General features: G+C 36.5%; 9 protein-coding genes. 3 read left to right on the top strand and 6 right to left on the bottom strand.

Annotated elements, in window-relative coordinates; genetic code table 11:
- Window positions 1-2: 2 nt before the first annotated feature.
- Window positions 3-611 (top strand): 4'-phosphopantetheinyl transferase superfamily protein, encoded by a 609-nt coding sequence (locus HEQ28_RS05670; protein WP_434504186.1) that lies wholly within the window; start codon window positions 3-5, stop codon window positions 609-611.
- A 130-nt stretch (window positions 612-741) separates the two neighbouring features.
- Here HEQ28_RS05670 and HEQ28_RS05665 read toward each other — a convergent pair whose 3' ends face one another.
- The 3 genes from HEQ28_RS05665 to radA all read right to left on the bottom strand — a co-directional run bounded on the left by HEQ28_RS05665 (window position 742) and on the right by radA (window position 4,217).
- Window positions 742-1,989: a phosphoglycerate kinase gene (locus HEQ28_RS05665; RefSeq protein WP_434504185.1), complete on the bottom strand. Its 1,248-nt coding sequence runs from the start codon at window positions 1,987-1,989 to the stop codon at window positions 742-744.
- Between the two features lie 170 nt (window positions 1,990-2,159).
- Window positions 2,160-2,813, bottom strand: a complete 654-nt coding sequence (gene queC / locus HEQ28_RS05660; protein WP_434504184.1) for a 7-cyano-7-deazaguanine synthase QueC — start codon at window positions 2,811-2,813, stop codon at window positions 2,160-2,162.
- Window positions 2,814-2,834: 21 nt separating this feature from the next.
- Window positions 2,835-4,217, bottom strand: a complete 1,383-nt coding sequence (radA, locus tag HEQ28_RS05655) for a DNA repair protein RadA (RefSeq protein WP_434504183.1) — start codon at window positions 4,215-4,217, stop codon at window positions 2,835-2,837.
- A 113-nt stretch (window positions 4,218-4,330) separates the two neighbouring features.
- Here radA and HEQ28_RS05650 point away from each other — a divergent pair, with 113 nt between their 5' ends.
- Entirely contained in the window at window positions 4,331-5,242 is a 912-nt protein-coding gene (locus tag HEQ28_RS05650; RefSeq protein ID WP_434504182.1) for an ABC transporter substrate-binding protein, read from the top strand.
- A 7-nt stretch (window positions 5,243-5,249) separates the two neighbouring features.
- Window positions 5,250-7,553, top strand: a complete 2,304-nt coding sequence (locus HEQ28_RS05645) for a tetratricopeptide repeat protein (RefSeq protein ID WP_434504181.1) — start codon at window positions 5,250-5,252, stop codon at window positions 7,551-7,553.
- Between the two features lie 65 nt (window positions 7,554-7,618).
- Here HEQ28_RS05645 and rho read toward each other — a convergent pair whose 3' ends face one another.
- From rho to HEQ28_RS05630, 3 genes are all read right to left on the bottom strand, one after another.
- Window positions 7,619-9,595: a transcription termination factor Rho gene (gene rho / locus HEQ28_RS05640; RefSeq protein ID WP_434504180.1), complete on the bottom strand. Its 1,977-nt coding sequence runs from the start codon at window positions 9,593-9,595 to the stop codon at window positions 7,619-7,621.
- A gap of 165 nt (window positions 9,596-9,760) precedes the next feature.
- Window positions 9,761-11,551: a 30S ribosomal protein S1 gene (rpsA, locus tag HEQ28_RS05635; RefSeq protein WP_434504179.1), complete on the bottom strand. Its 1,791-nt coding sequence runs from the start codon at window positions 11,549-11,551 to the stop codon at window positions 9,761-9,763.
- A gap of 1,515 nt (window positions 11,552-13,066) precedes the next feature.
- Complete coding sequence (locus HEQ28_RS05630) at window positions 13,067-17,524, bottom strand: translocation/assembly module TamB domain-containing protein (RefSeq protein ID WP_434504178.1); 4,458 nt, start codon at window positions 17,522-17,524, stop codon at window positions 13,067-13,069.
- Between the last annotated feature and the right edge of the window lie 37 nt (window positions 17,525-17,561).

Here is a 17,561-nt window from a genome sequence, read left to right as displayed (position 1 = left end):
ATATGCCTGTTGTTTATATTAAGGAAGTTGCTCCTGATGTAAAATTGGGATTATGGAAGATGGAAGAGACTGCCTTGCAATTCTTGTCAGATTCTTCTGATATGAGCAAACTTTTCGATGTTGAAATATCAGCATATAAAAGTGAAGTGCGTAGGCTTGAAAAACTTGCTGTGTACTCTTTGTTGTGGAAAATGACAAATAGTAAAGTGTTAGTATCACATAATGAGGATGGAAAGCCTATTGTTGATGGCTATAATATAAGTATAAGTCATACTCGTGGCTATGCTTCTGTAATACTGTCGAAGCTTAAAAATGTGGCAGTTGATATAGAATATTATAGTGATAGGGTAGCCCGAATAGCAGATAAATTTATAAGAGAAGATGAAATAGCCACAGATATAGCTTCACAATTAATAAATTGGAGCGCTAAGGAAACTGTGTATAAATACTTTTCAGAACAAAATCTTCAATATTTTGACATGAAGTTAATACCTTTTGAAGAATTTGAAAATACAAAGCGAGTATTAAACTTAAAAACGAGTAGTTATCTAGATGTTTATTATGAATTAAATAATGAATATGTTCTTACATACACTTATAACAATGACTGATGTAAAAAATAGTAGTGTTAATAAATATGTGTAATAGCATTGAAAAAGAGATTTGACTCAATTTTTATAATGAATAAAAAAAGGGGAACTATTTAAGTTCTCCTTTTATATTTATAAGTGCGAAAGATTATTAACCTTTTATAGCAGCAACACCAGGAAGTACTTTACCTTCAATAGCCTCAAGGAGAGCACCACCGCCAGTAGAGATATAAGAAACCTGATCTGCAAGACCGAACTTGTTTACACAAGCAACAGAGTCACCACCACCAATAAGAGAGAATGCACCTTCTTTTGTTGCAGCAGCAACAGCTTCTGCTATAGCCTTAGAACCACCTGCAAAATTATCAAATTCAAATACGCCGGCAGGACCGTTCCAAAGAATAGTCTTAGAACCCTTTATAGCTTCTGCAAAGGCCTTGCGTGTCTCAGGACCTGCGTCCATACCTTCCCAACCTTCAGGGATTGCATTTGAAGCGCAAACGTCCTGTTTTGCATCATTAGAGAAATCGTCAGCTATAATAGAATCAGAACCAAGAACAAGTTTTACGTTGTTTTCTTTGGCCTTCTTGATTATATCAAGTGCTATATCTAGTTTGTCGTTCTCACAGATACTCTTACCAATATTGCCACCTAGAGCCTTAGCGAAAGTATATGTCATACCACCACAAAGAATCAAGTTGTCAACTTTGCTAAGCAAGTTTTCAATAATGCCAATCTTTGTTGAAACCTTTGAACCACCCATGATAGCAGTGAAAGGACGCTGGATGTTGTTAAGAACTGCATCAACAGCCTTAACCTCTTTCTCCATAAGGAAGCCCAACATTTTATTTTCTGCATCAAAGTAGTCAGCGATAACAGCTGTAGAAGCATGCTTACGGTGAGCTGTACCAAATGCATCCATTACGTAGCAATCAGCATAAGAAGCAAGTTTCTTTGCGAAATCTTTTTGACGACCCTTCATTTCTTTCTTAGCCTCGTCATATTCAGGAGTTCCCTTTTCAACACCAACTGGCTTACCTTCCTCTTCAGGATAGTAACGAAGGTTCTCAAGAAGCAAAGCCTCGCCTGGCTTAAGAGCCTTAGCCTCTGCATCAGCATTACCACAATCCTTAGCAAACTTAACGTCTACACCAAGAACTGCAGAAACATTCTTAACGATCTGTGAAAGTGAAAGCTCTGGTTTAACTTTGCCTTTAGGCTTACCCATGTGGCTCATCATAATCAAAGCACCACCATCGGCAAGAACCTTCTTAAGAGTGGGAAGAGCACCGCGAATACGTGTGTCGTCTGTTACAATACCTTTTTCATCCAATGGAACATTGAAGTCCACGCGAACGATTGCTTTCTTACCTGCAAAGTTGAATTGTTCGATTGTCATTTTACGTTTATATTTTTAAGTTAAAATTTTATCTTATTTAATTTACGTATAATAGTGTAACCTATCTTATGCAAAGATAATACTTTTAATTAAGAATAGGAAATGATTTGTTGAGAATTAAAATTTTTTTGTACACTATAATCTTTAATGTCATATGGAGATTACATTTCTTAATCTTCGTATTCTGTGGTGTCAACGATGCCTGCTTCAGCCAAAGCTTCTTTTCGTTCAACGCATGTTCCACATTTCCCACAATGCTTTTCGCCCCCTTTGTAGCAGCTCCATGTTTCAGCATAATCAATGCCCAATTTTTTTCCTATTTTAGCAATTCCACCTTTAGTTATATTGGTGTATGGAGCAACGACTCTAGCCTCAACATAAGTGCCAGTGCTTGCAGCTTTGTCAATAGCCTTAATGAATTCTGGTCTACAATCAGGATATATAGTATGGTCACCTGCATGATTAGCAATAAGAACATTCTTCAAGTTGTGACTTTCGGCAATACCAACTGCTATAGAAAGCATGATACCGTTGCGAAATGGAACAACAGTTGATTTCATGTTATCTGCAGCATAATGACCTTCTGGAATAGCATCAGAACCTTCAAGAAGAGAACTCTTGAAATATTGATGTATGAAATCAAGGTTAATCGTGATATGCTTGATTCCCAGTTTCTCGCAATGCATTTTTGCATAAGGGATTTCCTTTAAATTATGGTTACTTCCATAATTGAAGCTAATTCCAAGTGCAATTTCGTCTTTCTTGTCATAGAGTAGTGTGATACTGTCCATACCGCCACTTACTATTATTACAGAATCTTTCATACTTTTTATATATTAATGTTGTTATCCAAATAAAGCTCTCAGTGCTTCTTCAACCTTTCTCACAGGATGTAATTCAATCTTATATTTGCTATGTGCAAATCCTTTTAGGTTGTATTGAGGAATTATCATGTGCGAAAATCCTAATTTTTCAGCCTCGGCAATGCGTTGTTCTATTCTGTTAATAGGACGCACTTCTCCGCTTAGTCCCACTTCTCCAGCCATACACCAGCCAGTCTCAATAGCTGTGTCTACATTACTTGATAGAACAGCCGCAATAACGCTTAAGTCCATAGCTAAATCTGTGACGCGCAATCCTCCTGCTATATTTATGAAAACATCTTTTTGCATGAGCTTGAATCCTACTCGTTTTTCAAGTACGGCTAAAAGCATATTCAGACGTCGTTGATCAAAACCTGTCGCTGAGCGTTGTGGAGTACCATAAGCGGCAGATGACACTAGTGCTTGGGTTTCAACAAGAAATGGTCTTACTCCTTCTATTGCTGAAGATATAGCAATACCCGAAAGTCCTTCGTGATCTTGGGTGAGTAATAATTCGGACGGATTTGATACTTGTCTTAGTCCGTCTTGTCTCATTTCGTATATGCCAAGTTCTGAAGTACTTCCAAATCTGTTTTTTATTGAACGTAATATTCTGTACATATAATGCTGGTCACCCTCAAACTGTATTACGGTATCTACGATATGCTCCAGTATTTTAGGTCCGGCAAGAGTTCCCTCTTTGTTTATATGCCCAATAAGTATAACCGGAATACCACTGGTTTTAGCGAATCTCAATAAGGCAGATGCACATTCCCTGACCTGAGTTATGCTTCCTGGTGAACTATCTACATCACTTGTATATATAGTCTGTATTGAATCAATAATCAGTAATTCTGGTTTTACATTTTTCACGTGATCAAAAATACTTTCCAAAGATGTCTCGCAAAGTACCATGACATCATTGTCACATCCAATTCGGTCGGCTCTCATCTTAATCTGATGAGCACTTTCCTCGCCACTGACATAAAGGATTTGGCGCTCTTTCATCTTCAATATTGTTTGCAGAGTGAGAGTACTCTTTCCAATACCAGGTTCACCGCCAAGCAATACGATGCTTCCTGGTACAAGTCCTCCTCCAAGCACTCGATTTAATTCTTCGTCGTGCATGTCTATTCGAGGTTCGTCCTTAGCCGATATTTCGTTAAGATACTGTGGTTTATTATTACGGTTTAATCCACTAACCACGGCATTTGCCGCAGACTTTGCGGCAAGAGAACCTGAATCACTCGAAATTCTTATTTCCTTGAATGTGTTCCATTGTCCGCAGCTAGGGCATTTGCCTATCCACTTAGTTGATTCCTGTCCGCAGTTATCACATACGTATGCTATTTTATCTTTGGCCATTTTTCATTGCTTGTTATTTATCCACAAAAGTACTAAGATTTTTTTAGAGTTACAAAATTATTTATTACTTTTGCAAGATGTGCAACATGTTACAAACAATGTATATATAAATTATGAGATTATTTAAATTAAATATATTACTTCTGATATCAGTTTTGTTCTTTACGTCTTGTGGTAAGTCTTATGATGAACAGAAGAGATTATCTATTGAGGAGCGTAAACGTTTACATACAGCAGATTCTTTGGCCTTAAAGATTGCAGTAATGCCGACATTGGACTGTATGCCGATTTATCTTCTGAAAGACAAACAATTATATGATTCTTTAAAACTGGATATACGTCCACGTTTTTTCAATGCACAGATGGATTGTGACACTGCAATTATAAATGGGAGAGTAGAGGTGCTAGTAAGTGATTTAGTTCGTACAGAAAACTTGCGAAAACGTGGCATTAAACTTGGCTATCTGTCTTCAACAAATGCATATTGGCAGCTGTTTACTAATCGAACGGCAAGATTGAAATATTTAAACCAATTAGGCGATAAGAAGATTGCAATGACACGTTATTCTGTAACCGACTATCTTACAGATAGGAGCATGGATACAGTGAAAACAAAAGCAATGTTTTACAAGATACAGATCAACAATGTGTTTATAAGATTGAATATGTTACTGAATAATGAAATTGATGCTTTATGGTTGACTGAACCACAGGCTACGGTAGCGAGAATTCATAATAATCCTACTTTGCGTGACAGTCGAGATTTTAAAATCAATTTCGGTGTGCTTGCTTTTAGAAACGATTTGATTAAAGATAAACACAGAAAAGCTCAAATGAAAGAATTCATCAAAGCCTATAATAAAGCTTGTGACTCTTTGAATACTAGGGGCTTATACCATTATAGCACTATTCTTAAAAAGTATTTCAGAATTGATGAAGGAGCAATTAAAGCATTGCCAAAACTAAAATATCAACATATTTCAGCCCCGATGTCTTCTGACATCACAAAGGCTAAAAACTATTGAAAGTCTCATGAATAATTTTATCAATGAATTAGAAACAGTTTTTTCAGACATTGTAGTCAAAAAAGATTTACCTTCTGCATTAAAGGATATTAAAATATTCTTTAGATTTATGGGTATAACTCAATATGATGATCGTGTTGAAGAGGTTGAATCTAGATATAATTTGATGAAAGATTATATGTCTAGAGGGTATAAAGATAAAATGCGCGAAAGTTTGTATGAAGATATGTTGCGTAAGCTTTATACAGTTGCCTTTGATTCTTCAAATGAAGTATTGATTTCTGATGGTCGTTACTATTGTACTGCATCAGATAATTCTGCAAAAATAAATCTTAATGAAGAAGACATTAGTGGAAGATTTGAGGGATATGTTCAGGATTTGGCGATGGCTTCTCTTCAACCAGATAATATTCAGCATGATATAGAAGAGAAAATTACTCATGAACATCAGATGTATTTGTCTGTTTTGTTTGATGCAATGATTGTATCTCCATATTGGAATGAAGGCCTTTGTGATAAAATGACAGCGACTCTTTTGAATCCACTGCTTGATGTTTCTGACGTGTTGAATATCCTTAGTGGAATAACTTTAGGTTCGACACATTTCTTCGATTACTGGCGTTTTAAGACTTTACATGATGTCTTTTTGGCTAGCGTTGACGAAAATATAAAACAGCGTGCGTTTGTAGGGTGGGCATTTATGTTGAATACTTTTGGAATAACATTATTTAAAGAGGCAGACGAATTATTCGCTAATGCTTTAAATGCTATTACAGATTTGCGTCATCAACTCTATGAATTGCAATTACAGGTTATATATTGTTCTGATGCTGAGCAAGATAATGAAAATATACAGAAGAATATCATGCCTGATCTTTTGCGCAATGGTAACTTTAAGATTACTCGCTCTGGGATAGTTGAGACTGAAGAGGATTCTGTAGACGATATCATACATTCTGACGAGGCTGATAAGAAAATGGAGCAGATGGAACAAAGCTTTAATAAGATGTTGGATATGCAGAAGCAAGGTTCTGATATCTATTTCGGAGGCTTTTCACAAATGAAGAAATTTCCATTTTTCTCAGTAATAAGCAATTGGTTTGCCCCATTTGATATAGATAGTCCCAATCTCTATGATGTTCGAGCAAAGTTGGGCAAGATGAAATTGCTTGATTCATTATCCAAAAGTAATTCTTTCTGCGATTCTGACAAGTATTCTTTTGCCTTTGCAATAGTTTCTATAATAGATCAGGTTCCTGAGAATATGCGTGAAATGATGGATACAGCAGATTTCTTCGGCATGTCCTCAGATGATTCAAATTCTCAATCTCCAACTTATATAAGGCGTAGATATCTTCAGGATCTCTATCGTTTTTTTAAGCTGAATTATTATAAAACTGAGTTTGAGAGTCCTTTTATAGACTCTAAAGTTACTGATGACAAGATTATGCTGCTTAGTAATTTTGTTAAATATGAAGAGTTTCCTAATGAAATATTATCTTTGGCTAAATTTGCTCTAAAGCAGCATCGATGGAATTTATTGGAAGTTCTACTTTCGCATTTTAAACTGACTGAGGATTTAATAAAGCATAAGTTGGATAATGCAGGTTTAAAATTGCATTATTACCTATTAGGAGCATTGTTTATGCATCGTCAGATGTATGATTCAGCTTGTAAGGCTTATAAGTCGTTATTAATTTTAGAAGGATCAGAAAAGGCTGGTATAGACAGATCTCAACTGAATTTTAATCTAATAACAGAATTCATTGATTATCCGGTTGATTGTATAGATTTGGAAAGCAGCAAAGAAAGTGTATTGAAGTCTTATGCATTATCTGCATTAAAGTCTGGTGATAATTCTCTCGCAGCCGAATGTTATAAGATCTTGTCAAGGAAAAATAGCTTATTCAAGTATAAGTTATACAATGCTATAGCCTTGATAGGATTGGGAGATACTGATTCTGCTTTGTCAATATTGTTTCCTTTAGACATAGAGCGTGATGATGCAAACGTTATAAGAACAATCGCATGGGCTTTATTAGTGAAGAAAGATTATGAAAAGTCCGAAAAGTATTATGACAAGCTCTTGTTGTCTGGCAATATTGCGGTGGATGACTATCTTAATACTGGTTATTGTAAGTGGATTCTCAACAAGAATAGTGAAGCTGTCATATCGTTTAAGAATTGGTTGTCTTCCAAAAAGTCAGCGGATAGTATAAAAGATGCCTTTAATTCTGATAGTAGTATTTTAAAGGCTGCTGGAATATCTGATGTTGATATAACATTAATGATTGATATAGTAAATGAATAAAAAAGTGCAAATTATAATCGGTTCATAACCTTATAATTTGCACTTTTTATATAGTTGTATTCTTACTATGAGTTCATAGAAAGAAGAAACTCATCATTATTTCTTGTACGAACCATCTTGTCGTGAATTGAATTCATAGCTTCTATTGGGTTCATATCGCTTATATACTTACGTAATATCCACATTCGGTCAAGAGCTGTCTTGTCCTGCAACAAGTCATCGCGTCTAGTACTTGAGGCTACGAGGTTCACAGCTGGGAATATTCTCTTATTGCTTAATGAGCGGTCAAGTTGCAATTCCATGTTACCAGTACCCTTGAATTCCTCGAATATTACCTCGTCCATTTTACTACCAGTATCAATAAGGGCTGTTGCTATAATTGTAAGTGAACCGCCACCTTCTATATTTCTTGCAGCACCGAAAAATCTCTTTGGCTTTTGCAATGCGTTAGCGTCAACACCACCAGTAAGCACCTTTCCGCTTGCTGGACTTACTGTGTTGTATGCACGTGCAAGACGTGTAATAGAATCAAGGAATATCACAACATCATGTCCACATTCAACCATTCTCTTGGCTTTCTCAAGTACTATTCCTGCTATTTTCACATGTCTTTCGGCTGGTTCGTCGAAAGTAGATGCTATAACTTCAGCGTTTACAGTGCGTGCCATGTCGGTAACTTCCTCTGGGCGTTCATCAATAAGAAGCATCATTAGATATGCCTCTGGATGATTTGCGGCAATAGCATTTGCAATGTCTTTCATAAGAATAGTCTTACCAGTCTTAGGCTGTGCAACAATAAGCGCACGTTGTCCTTTTCCGATTGGTGAGAATAAGTCTACGACTCTTGTAGAAAGATTTGTTGTAGCTCTGTCCCCGCAAAGAGTGAATTTTTCATCAGGGAAGAGTGGAGTGAGGTGTTCAAATGGAATTCTGTCTCTTACCTCGTTTGGATCTCTTCCATTTATTTGGTCAATGTTTGTAAGCGGGAAATATTTTTCGCCATCATGAGGTGGTCTTACGTGGCATTGTATAACATCACCAGTTTTTAGACCATATTTTTTAATAATGTTTGTTGATACATATACATCGTCAGGTGATGATAGGTAATTATAATCACTTGAACGCAAGAAACCATATCCGTCAGGCATTACTTCAAGTACACCATTTGCTGTGATTAGATCTAGAAAATCAAACTTTTCTACACTTGCAGGCTCTGGTCTTTGGAAAATCTGTTGTGCTGGTGCTGGTGCAACAGTAGTTGTGGGATTATCAAACATATCATAGTTTGGTACAACTCCCTGATCTTCTATTGGCAGGTCTACAACTGTTATGAAATCAGTTCCGTCAGCTGGATCTCCGTTCCAATAACCATCAGGACTTGTTGTCTCAGTATTATCTTCCTCAACATCTTTATTGTGGTCATTGATTTTTGCCTTTAGCTGATTTAAAAGCTCATTTTTTTCATTGTCGTCATTATTGTCTTCGACAGAAGAAAATGCTGCTTCTGGAATAAAATCGTTCTCATTATTATTAGAGACGAATTCTTCTTGCTTTTCGGTTTCGATATTTTTATTGAGTTCACTATTGTCGTTGTACTCATCGGCATTAGTTGAATCATTATTCGTATTTACTATTTGTTTTGCAGCTTCAGCTGCAGCGATGAGTTCCAATTCCTTTTTAGACTTACGTCCACGATGCTTAGGCATCTTCGCAAGAATTTCTTCAGGAGAATGTTCATCTTCTATATCTTTAAATAATGGTTTGGAGTCTGTGGTTGTCATGTTTTTTTTCTTTAAATCTAAATTCTCACCATCTTTGCCTTTAACTGTGTATATACGATCCGTGTCTTTCTTGGCAATTCTGGTGCGTTTTCTTTTTGCTACAAGAGGATTCTTGTTACCTTCTTCTTCTGCTTGTTTATCAAGAATAGCATAAATCATGTCTTCCTGACTAAAGTCAGTTTTATAGTCAGCACCTAAATTCGTAGCGATGTCCTCTAATTCAGAGGCACCTTTAGATAATAGTTCATCCTTGCTATACATATTATTGTATATGAAAATTTTTTGATTGAATAGAAATGTGTTTCACGAAGAGAAACACTGTTGTGTTAAAATTCTTTGCAAAGATAATATAATTTTTTGAAAGCACAAAAAAAAGAGACGGCTTTTTTCAAGCCGTCTCCTTATTATTTTATCAAAGGATTTTAATTATTCTCCTTTTTCCATTTTTGCTTTAAGATCTGCAAGAACGTCAAGGTCACCAAGAGATGTACCTGCTGCTACATTATTGATTTGTGTAGCTTCATTCTTGTGAGCTGCATGCTGCTGCTGCTGCTTGTGAGCTGGTTTAGCTGTTGCAACTTCATCTTTGCCTTCTTCGAATGTGCGGCTGTGAGAAAGGATGATTCTCTTTGTTTCCTTTACGAATTCAATTACCTTGAATTCTAGTTCCTCGCCCTGCTGAGCCTGTGAACCATCTTCCTTAACTAGGTGTTTAGGAGTTGCGAAACCTTCACCACCCTCATTAAGAGTGATAACTGCACCCTTGTCCATCATCTGGGTAATCTTACCTGCGTGAACAGAACCTGGAGTGTAGATAGTCTCGTATGTATCCCAAGGATTCTCTTCAAGCTGCTTGTGACCAAGGCTCAAACGACGATTTTCCTTGTCAATATCAAGAACTAGAACGTCAATTTCTGCACCAACAGTTGTGAATTCAGAAGGATGCTTAACTTTCTTAGTCCAAGAAAGGTCGCTGATATGGATAAGACCGTCAACACCTTCCTCAAGTTCTACGAAGATACCGAAGTTAGTAAAGTTGCGAACCTTTGCTGTGTGCTTGCTTCCTACAGGGTACTTAGTTTCAATAGCCTCCCAAGGATCTTCCTTAAGCTGCTTGATACCAAGACTCATCTTACGCTCGTCGCGGTCAAGAGTCAAAATAACTGCTTCAACCTCGTCGCCTACGTGCATGAACTCTTGAGCTGAACGCAAATGCTGGCTCCAAGACATTTCACTAACGTGGATAAGACCTTCAACACCTGGCTGAATTTCTACGAAAGCACCGTAGTCTGCGATAACAACAACCTTGCCCATAACATGGTCACCAACCTTAAGGTCAGCGTTAAGAGCATCCCAAGGATGAGGTGTAAGTTGCTTCAAACCAAGAGCGATACGCTTCTTTTCCTCATCAAAGTCAAGGATTACAACGTTAATCTTCTGGTCAAGTGCAACAACCTCATGAGGATCGCTTACACGACCCCAAGAAAGGTCTGTAATATGTATAAGTCCGTCTACACCGCCAAGGTCAACGAATACACCGTATGATGTAATGTTCTTAACAGTACCCTCGAGTACCTGACCCTTTTCAAGGTGAGAGATAATTTCTTTTTTCTGTGCTTCCAACTCAGCTTCAATAAGAGCCTTGTGAGAAACAACAACATTGCGGAATTCCTGATTGATCTTTACAACCTTGAATTCCATTGTCTTGCCTACGAATACATCGTAGTCACGTATTGGATGAACGTCAATCTGACTTCCTGGAAGGAATGCCTCAATACCGAATACGTCAACAATCATACCGCCCTTAGTGCGGCACTTAATATAACCCTGAATGATTTCTTCATTCTCAAGAGCTGCATTAACTTCATCCCAACTCTTGTTAAGGCGAGCCTTACGATGAGAAAGTACCAACTGACCTTTCTTGTCCTCTTGGTTTTCTACGTAAACTTCAACCTTGTCACCTACCTTGAGGTCTGGGTTGTAACGAAATTCTGATGCAGGAATGATACCATCGCTCTTATAACCGATGTTAACAACAACTTCCTTTTTGTCTAGGGCAATAACTGTTCCCTCAACAACCTGATGCTCCTGAATTTTGTTCAGGGTTTCGTTGTAAGCTTTTTCTAAATCTAGCTTCTCAACGTTTGCGCTTGCACCATTCTCAAATTCTTCCCAATTGAAGTCTGATAATGGCTGTACGTTCTTTAAATCTGACATGTAAATAATAAATTTTTAAAATTAATAAAGTTTGACTTTATGTTATATGAGGCAATCCCATAGATTATGGGGGCGCTCGAAATCGCGTGCAAAGGTACATCTTTATTAATAAATAGAATTCTTAAACAATAGCTTTTCTGTGTAGTTTATAGTTATTTAACTGTTTTAGAATATTTTATTATTTAATTTGTGCTCACGTTATCATATATAACCAATTCATAAGGTTTTTGGGGGAGGCGACTTTTCCCTGTAGTTACGACTATTTTTTAATACTTTTTGGTTCATCGTTAATTTGCAAGGGTGATATACTTATCAATGGGCCTGGATATATAACAACCATGTCGGCATGAATCACAACTTAATTTAATAACAATGTACCTATTCCGACTAAAGGCACGTATTATAATTAACTGTTTGAGCCTAGATTTATTGGTGATAATTTGAATTTTGTATATTTAGGCTGTCTTCACTACGTTTTACATTTTTCTTAGCTACGTAGCTACGGTGTCTCTCGAAAAGCCTATAAACAGAGGGATTGACGATACGTAGTTTAGAGGATTTAGCTACGTCAAGCTACGTTCTAGCTACGTGAACTTGTGTCGTTTTAGGATGAAATGTTATTCTATAAGTAAATTTTTCAAAGAACCGTTGGCTGTATCTGAGGAACTGAGGATTTATAGATAAAGATAGTAAACGAGAACAGAATTTCCAAGCTTGTTTAAATGTTCTGCCGAATTCCACTGAATTCTCGGCAAAGATACTGCAAAATTTTTGTCTATGCAATCAGATTTAGGTTAGACTGTTAGCCAAAGTTTTAAATGCTTGGAGCTACACATCGTAATACACGTGCGTACGTATGCGCACACTCAGGCTTTTTCGTAAAAACAAGTGTCGAAGTGTCTATCCGTTGGGCATCAACTTATTAGAACTCTTTTCGGTTCGAATGAAGTGTCGGTCATTCGTCGGTAAAATATGGGTAAAGATTTTCCGCATATTGCCTTGTACTTTACGAAGGATGTCGATGCGTTTTACGATGTTTTACAGTGCGTTTTACGTTATATTGCACTGCGTTTTACGAAGCAATAGGAGGTAAAACATCGTAGAAACGTTTGCGTTTCTATATAGAAACGCATGCGAAACTCGATATTCGACCGTTAGATCGCCGTCACTTTATTTAGTCAAATTGGTCGATAAAATATTGATATTCACTAAGTTGACACTTCGACACTTATATTTTTCAAAACCCTAGGTGTGCGCGTGTATGCACGTACATTATATAAGTAGAAATAGATGACGTAGCTAAAACGTAGCTCATCGAAGCTAAATTGAACTAGCTACGTATCGTCACCCCCTCTGTTTATAGGCTTTGTGAGAGACACCGTAGCTCCGTAGCTAAGAAAAATGAGAAACGTAGGGAACGCAGTCTAAATATACGAAGACTCTCTATTTGTTGTTGCTAGGCATTAATATACTCCATAATGGTGTAAAGCGATATCATTTATTAATGACCTAGTATTATTTCTTTGGTTTTTTCTTTATGCCGAAAAGGTCCCAGAATCCATTAAAATCTTTTTTCAGAATGAATCCGATGCCTTGGGTGTTCAAACTATTTCTTGTGAAATATCTGTCGTTAGTTTGATTATATACTCTTATAGCAAAGTTACCATTAGGATATAGTAGATACCTTAGGTCAAAGTCTCCTATGAAACTTGTAGTTGCATTTGCATTGTCACGATATCCAAACTGCCCACTGAACTGTAATCTGTTGTTTAGTAGTCTTCCGCTCAACATTCCTTCATATTCAGCATTATTCCATCCCTCATCTCCTGTAGAAATGTTGGCACCGAAATTCCAATTGGTATTGTTTATCACACTGCTTAAAACATTATTGAGTTGTTGGCTCACAGTTCCACTGAGAATACTTTGCATGGCAAGGCTAGTCTGGCTTTGCTGAGTTGTACTTTCCGCAACAGCATTATTATTAGTCTGTGTATAGAAACGACCGATTGCCAATAGATACAAAACCTGTTGGTTCATCTCTTCCTCGCTGTTTATCAGATTAAGTATCATCTGTTTTGCATCGTTGTTAACAGTAGGCATGTCAAGACCAAAATCAACTTTAGGACTTGAAGGTGTCCCTGTTATGTTCATAAGACAGTTTACTCTGATATTGTTGTTTGAAAAACTGTTACCTATCTTCAAGTCAGCAAGGCTCACTCCTTGTACAGTGTACTGTGCTTTGAGATTTAGTACAGCATCAAAAGGATCTCCTCCAAAACTGATTGTTCCACCAGGAGTGAACATAAAGTCCTTTTTTATTGCATTCTGTATAGTAAGTTTATAGATACCGTGATCTATAAGGTAGTTACCATAAAGATCAAAACTTCCATTATTATAATATGCTGCTCTAAGTCCGCCTGTACCGTTAAGTGCAATATAATCTCCGGTATTATGGTCCATTATAAGTTTTACGGTAGCTTCAGGTGTCATATTAATAAGGAAATTAATATGCATATCTGTAGGAATATTAATATCCTTAGCACTGTCAGGCTTTTCTTTTATGCTGAATGCTGTATTAACGCTGTCACGATTTGTCCAGTGAATAAATTCATTTTTGCTGATAGATGTAGGACTTGATACATTGTAAACAATTTGACTGCCCTTATTCGCTGTTGCTCTGACATCAATGGTTATATCGTTGTTTCTGCCTTTTATATTACAAGTTCCTGTAGTGTATGCCGTACCATAGAATGTGTTATCGCCAAACTCATGTGTATCGTATGCAAGTAGGTTATGAGCATTGATTCCTATATCGAAAGTGAGTTTTGTTAGATGTTGATGATGCAATGCACCGCTAACAATTCCAATATGTCCATCTCTGTCGGTGACAGTATCATTTTGCAGATATATCTCATCAGGAATTGCATGGATATGGGCATTTTTTAAAGTATAGTCAGTGTTGAGCGTACTCATGTGTATGACCCCGTTTGCAATAAGGTCACCAGTGAGATTTATTCTGTTTAGTGGTCCTGCAACTCTAACATCTCCACTTGCGTATGCATTTATGTTGCCCATGAAACTTCCACAGAATCTTTTAAGAAATTCAATTCTAGTTCCATCAGCAGTTATATTGAGATCAATATTATTCTTTCTTGGCGATACGTATCCCTTAATAATCGTCTTAATTGGAATAATCGAATTGCTTATATACGTATTGCTTATTGTATCGTTGGCTGTTGCATCTATGTCTATTTGCCCCTCACTATTATTCCAATTGGCATCAGCATATAATACACCCATACGACCATTTTCAAACTTGAAATCTTCAACTCTAAGTTTTGCGGATGCATCTGGTTTAGAAAAAGCGCCAGCTATATAAGCTTTTCCCGATGCTTTACCACCGAAATCAACTGAATGAAAATTCACAAGATTCAAGATGTAGCTTACGTCAACCTTCTGTAAGTCGGCGATAACTGAATCTTTCTTGTTAGGTGTTGCTAATCCAGAAATTATTATATGTTGATTGTTGTGAGTAACAGCGAAATGATCTATAGTTATATTATTTTTTCTATATACAATGTCACTCGGTTGTATATTCCAAACACTGTCTCCTACAATTATGTCTGAATGGTGCACTATTATATGTGCTGTATTTCCATATTCTGATTTATAGAATTCGGTTTCCGTATTAAGAGTTCCAGTGAAATACTTGCCCGATAAGTTCTTCCATTTTATTATAGACTTGAGTTTGTTGTCTGCAGCCGAAGTTTCTATGTTCCAAGCCAGTCCTTTACCATCTTTGGATATTTTTTTAGCTTGGATTTCAGCCTTAAGAGAATCATTAGGAGAAGTAATCTTTACATGTCCATTTTCAAATATGTTGTTACCCACACTGAAAGATGGCATTTGTGCAACAAAATCAATTTGTTGTCTATGGTCATTTATAATAGCACTGAGTGTCGCTGGTTCAGCCAAGTCTATATCAACGCCAAAAATCTTATTGAGCCAATCGCTCTTGCTTATGTAGGCATTGAATGAGAAATTGTTAGCTTTCTTTGCCAGTCCACGCTTTAATCCCATCAAAGAAGGAAGTTTGCTGTGTATGATATTTGTAATGCTATTAAAAATTGTCGCATAGTCAAACTTACCTATAATATCAGCTTGTCCAAAATCACTATTCATGGTAAGGAAATGCTGCATGTCGTCTTTTCCTGCATGTATCTCCATGGAATTAAGATGATATGTGTCTTTAGGTGAGCGCATGTCAAAGTCGGATAAAACGATTCTTCCATCAGCATTATTGATATTGTCTCCAATAAAGTTGGCGCTTAAATTGGCTGAGAACACTGTAGAAGGGTAGCTGCCTATAAGTTTAAGAGCATTAGGATTGAAGTGATCTATGGCTGCAGTTATATTTGCTTTTGTTATTTTGCCTAGTTTACTCAAGTCTCCTTTTATTGCAATTTTGCCGTTAGGATCGTTGATGTCTAGTTTGCCGTTAAAATGCATACTAGCTATTTTCTTACTAAATAATCCGTCTATATTTATATTTCGGTATGTGTACCTATTATATTCTATGTTTTCAATGTGTCCTTTAGCATTGATTTTTATATCATTGCCATTTATATATCCGTCTGCATTAATTTTAGTGGCAACAATTCCTAGTTTATTGTTGTTTATGATTTTGCCCACTGATATTCCGTCAGTTTCAACGTGTCCACTGAAATTTTTTCCGTTTATACCCAATGCTAGTTTGGCTGATCCTACATCAGTGCGAATCATTCCTTTCGTAGCAACATCTTTCCCATATCCTCCAATAGCACCTTTAAAAACTATATTTCCAAGTCTTGTTATTTCAATAGGAATACTTAGTTGCTTTCCTAAATTGTTGCTTATAAATTTTATTCCATCACCTTTGAGGCTTAGGCTTTTTATATCAGCAACCCATCTAGGTTTCTTGCTTTGCCAATTGTTTAATGATCCATTAGCATTTAGGTATATACTTCTGCCTATTATTCCTAAAGAATGAATTCTTACAGAAGTACTAGTTCCGCTAATCGTCGTATTTATATCCAGTTTGTTACGGAACGATTTTAATGCAGGAACTAAACACGAAAAGTCCGAAGGACGTATTGTTGACTCGTCAAGACTTCCGCTATATTGCAGAGATGGAATTTGTAATTCTTTGCCAAGAAAAGTATATGTGGCAAGACAGTCACCAAGTCTTATTACTGTTCCTGGTAGCATCAATTCAAAATCATTTAATTCTGCTTGCTTTCTGTTAGCTATTACTTTTGTTGACAGTGATACGATATTTAGTCCCGATACATCTTTAAATGCCATTTTTCTGACATTCAGATTTATACTGTCGTTGGTTAGTGCATTTAAAATTATATGTGCGCTTATACCTGATATATTAAGATGCTTAGGATCTAATTGTCCATATTTTTGCACTGCATCGTATTGGTTATACGTAAGTGCTCCGTTTCTTATTATAAGTGAACCAATTTTTAAGTCAAGATTACTTTTGCTCTTTTTGTTTTTTGAAGCTAATGAATCAAGTACAAACTGATAGTTGGCTTTTGAATCAGCCGTCTGTTTGTATGCATTAATTTTAGAACCGAAAAGTTGCGCAGATGTTATTGATATCTTTCCTTGAAAAAGTTGTATGATATCTATTTTTACAGAAGCTCTCGAAGATTTTAAAAGTTTCCCGCCATGTTGGTCATATATCAATACATCATCTATAATAAAGCGGTTCAGAAATCCCAAATCAACATTGCCTATACTTACTCTTGTACCAAGTTTGTGAGCAAGTAAATCGCTCGCTTCGGAACCAATAACACCCTTTACTGCTGATAGATGAAGCAGTATTACTAATATGAAATATAAACCGGCGATGGTCCATATTACAGCGTTGACGATATGTTTGAGTCTGTTCAGTTTGCCTTTTTTATTGAATTTATGTTGCAAAATTACATCAAATTTAGTTTATAATAGAAATAAAAGG

The sequence above is a fragment of the Prevotella sp. genome, from assembly GCF_051059605.1.
Classification (GTDB): domain Bacteria; phylum Bacteroidota; class Bacteroidia; order Bacteroidales; family Bacteroidaceae; genus Prevotella.
Note: the sequence above shows the minus strand (reverse complement) of the source record. Positions and strands in the feature narration are given on the sequence as shown.

What these genes read in the sequence shown, in the direction of transcription:
- HEQ28_RS05670 (WP_434504186.1), top strand. Translation starts at nt 3, where the DNA reads ATGCCTGTTGTTTATATTAAGGAAGTTGCTCCTGATGTAAAATTGGGA.
- HEQ28_RS05665 (WP_434504185.1), bottom strand. Translation starts at nt 1,989, where the DNA reads ATGACAATCGAACAATTCAACTTTGCAGGTAAGAAAGCAATCGTTCGC.
- queC (WP_434504184.1), bottom strand. Translation starts at nt 2,813, where the DNA reads ATGAAAGATTCTGTAATAATAGTAAGTGGCGGTATGGACAGTATCACA.
- radA (WP_434504183.1), bottom strand. Translation starts at nt 4,217, where the DNA reads ATGGCCAAAGATAAAATAGCATACGTATGTGATAACTGCGGACAGGAA.
- HEQ28_RS05650 (WP_434504182.1), top strand. Translation starts at nt 4,331, where the DNA reads ATGAGATTATTTAAATTAAATATATTACTTCTGATATCAGTTTTGTTC.
- HEQ28_RS05645 (WP_434504181.1), top strand. Translation starts at nt 5,250, where the DNA reads ATGAATAATTTTATCAATGAATTAGAAACAGTTTTTTCAGACATTGTA.
- rho (WP_434504180.1), bottom strand. Translation starts at nt 9,595, where the DNA reads ATGTATAGCAAGGATGAACTATTATCTAAAGGTGCCTCTGAATTAGAG.
- rpsA (WP_434504179.1), bottom strand. Translation starts at nt 11,551, where the DNA reads ATGTCAGATTTAAAGAACGTACAGCCATTATCAGACTTCAATTGGGAA.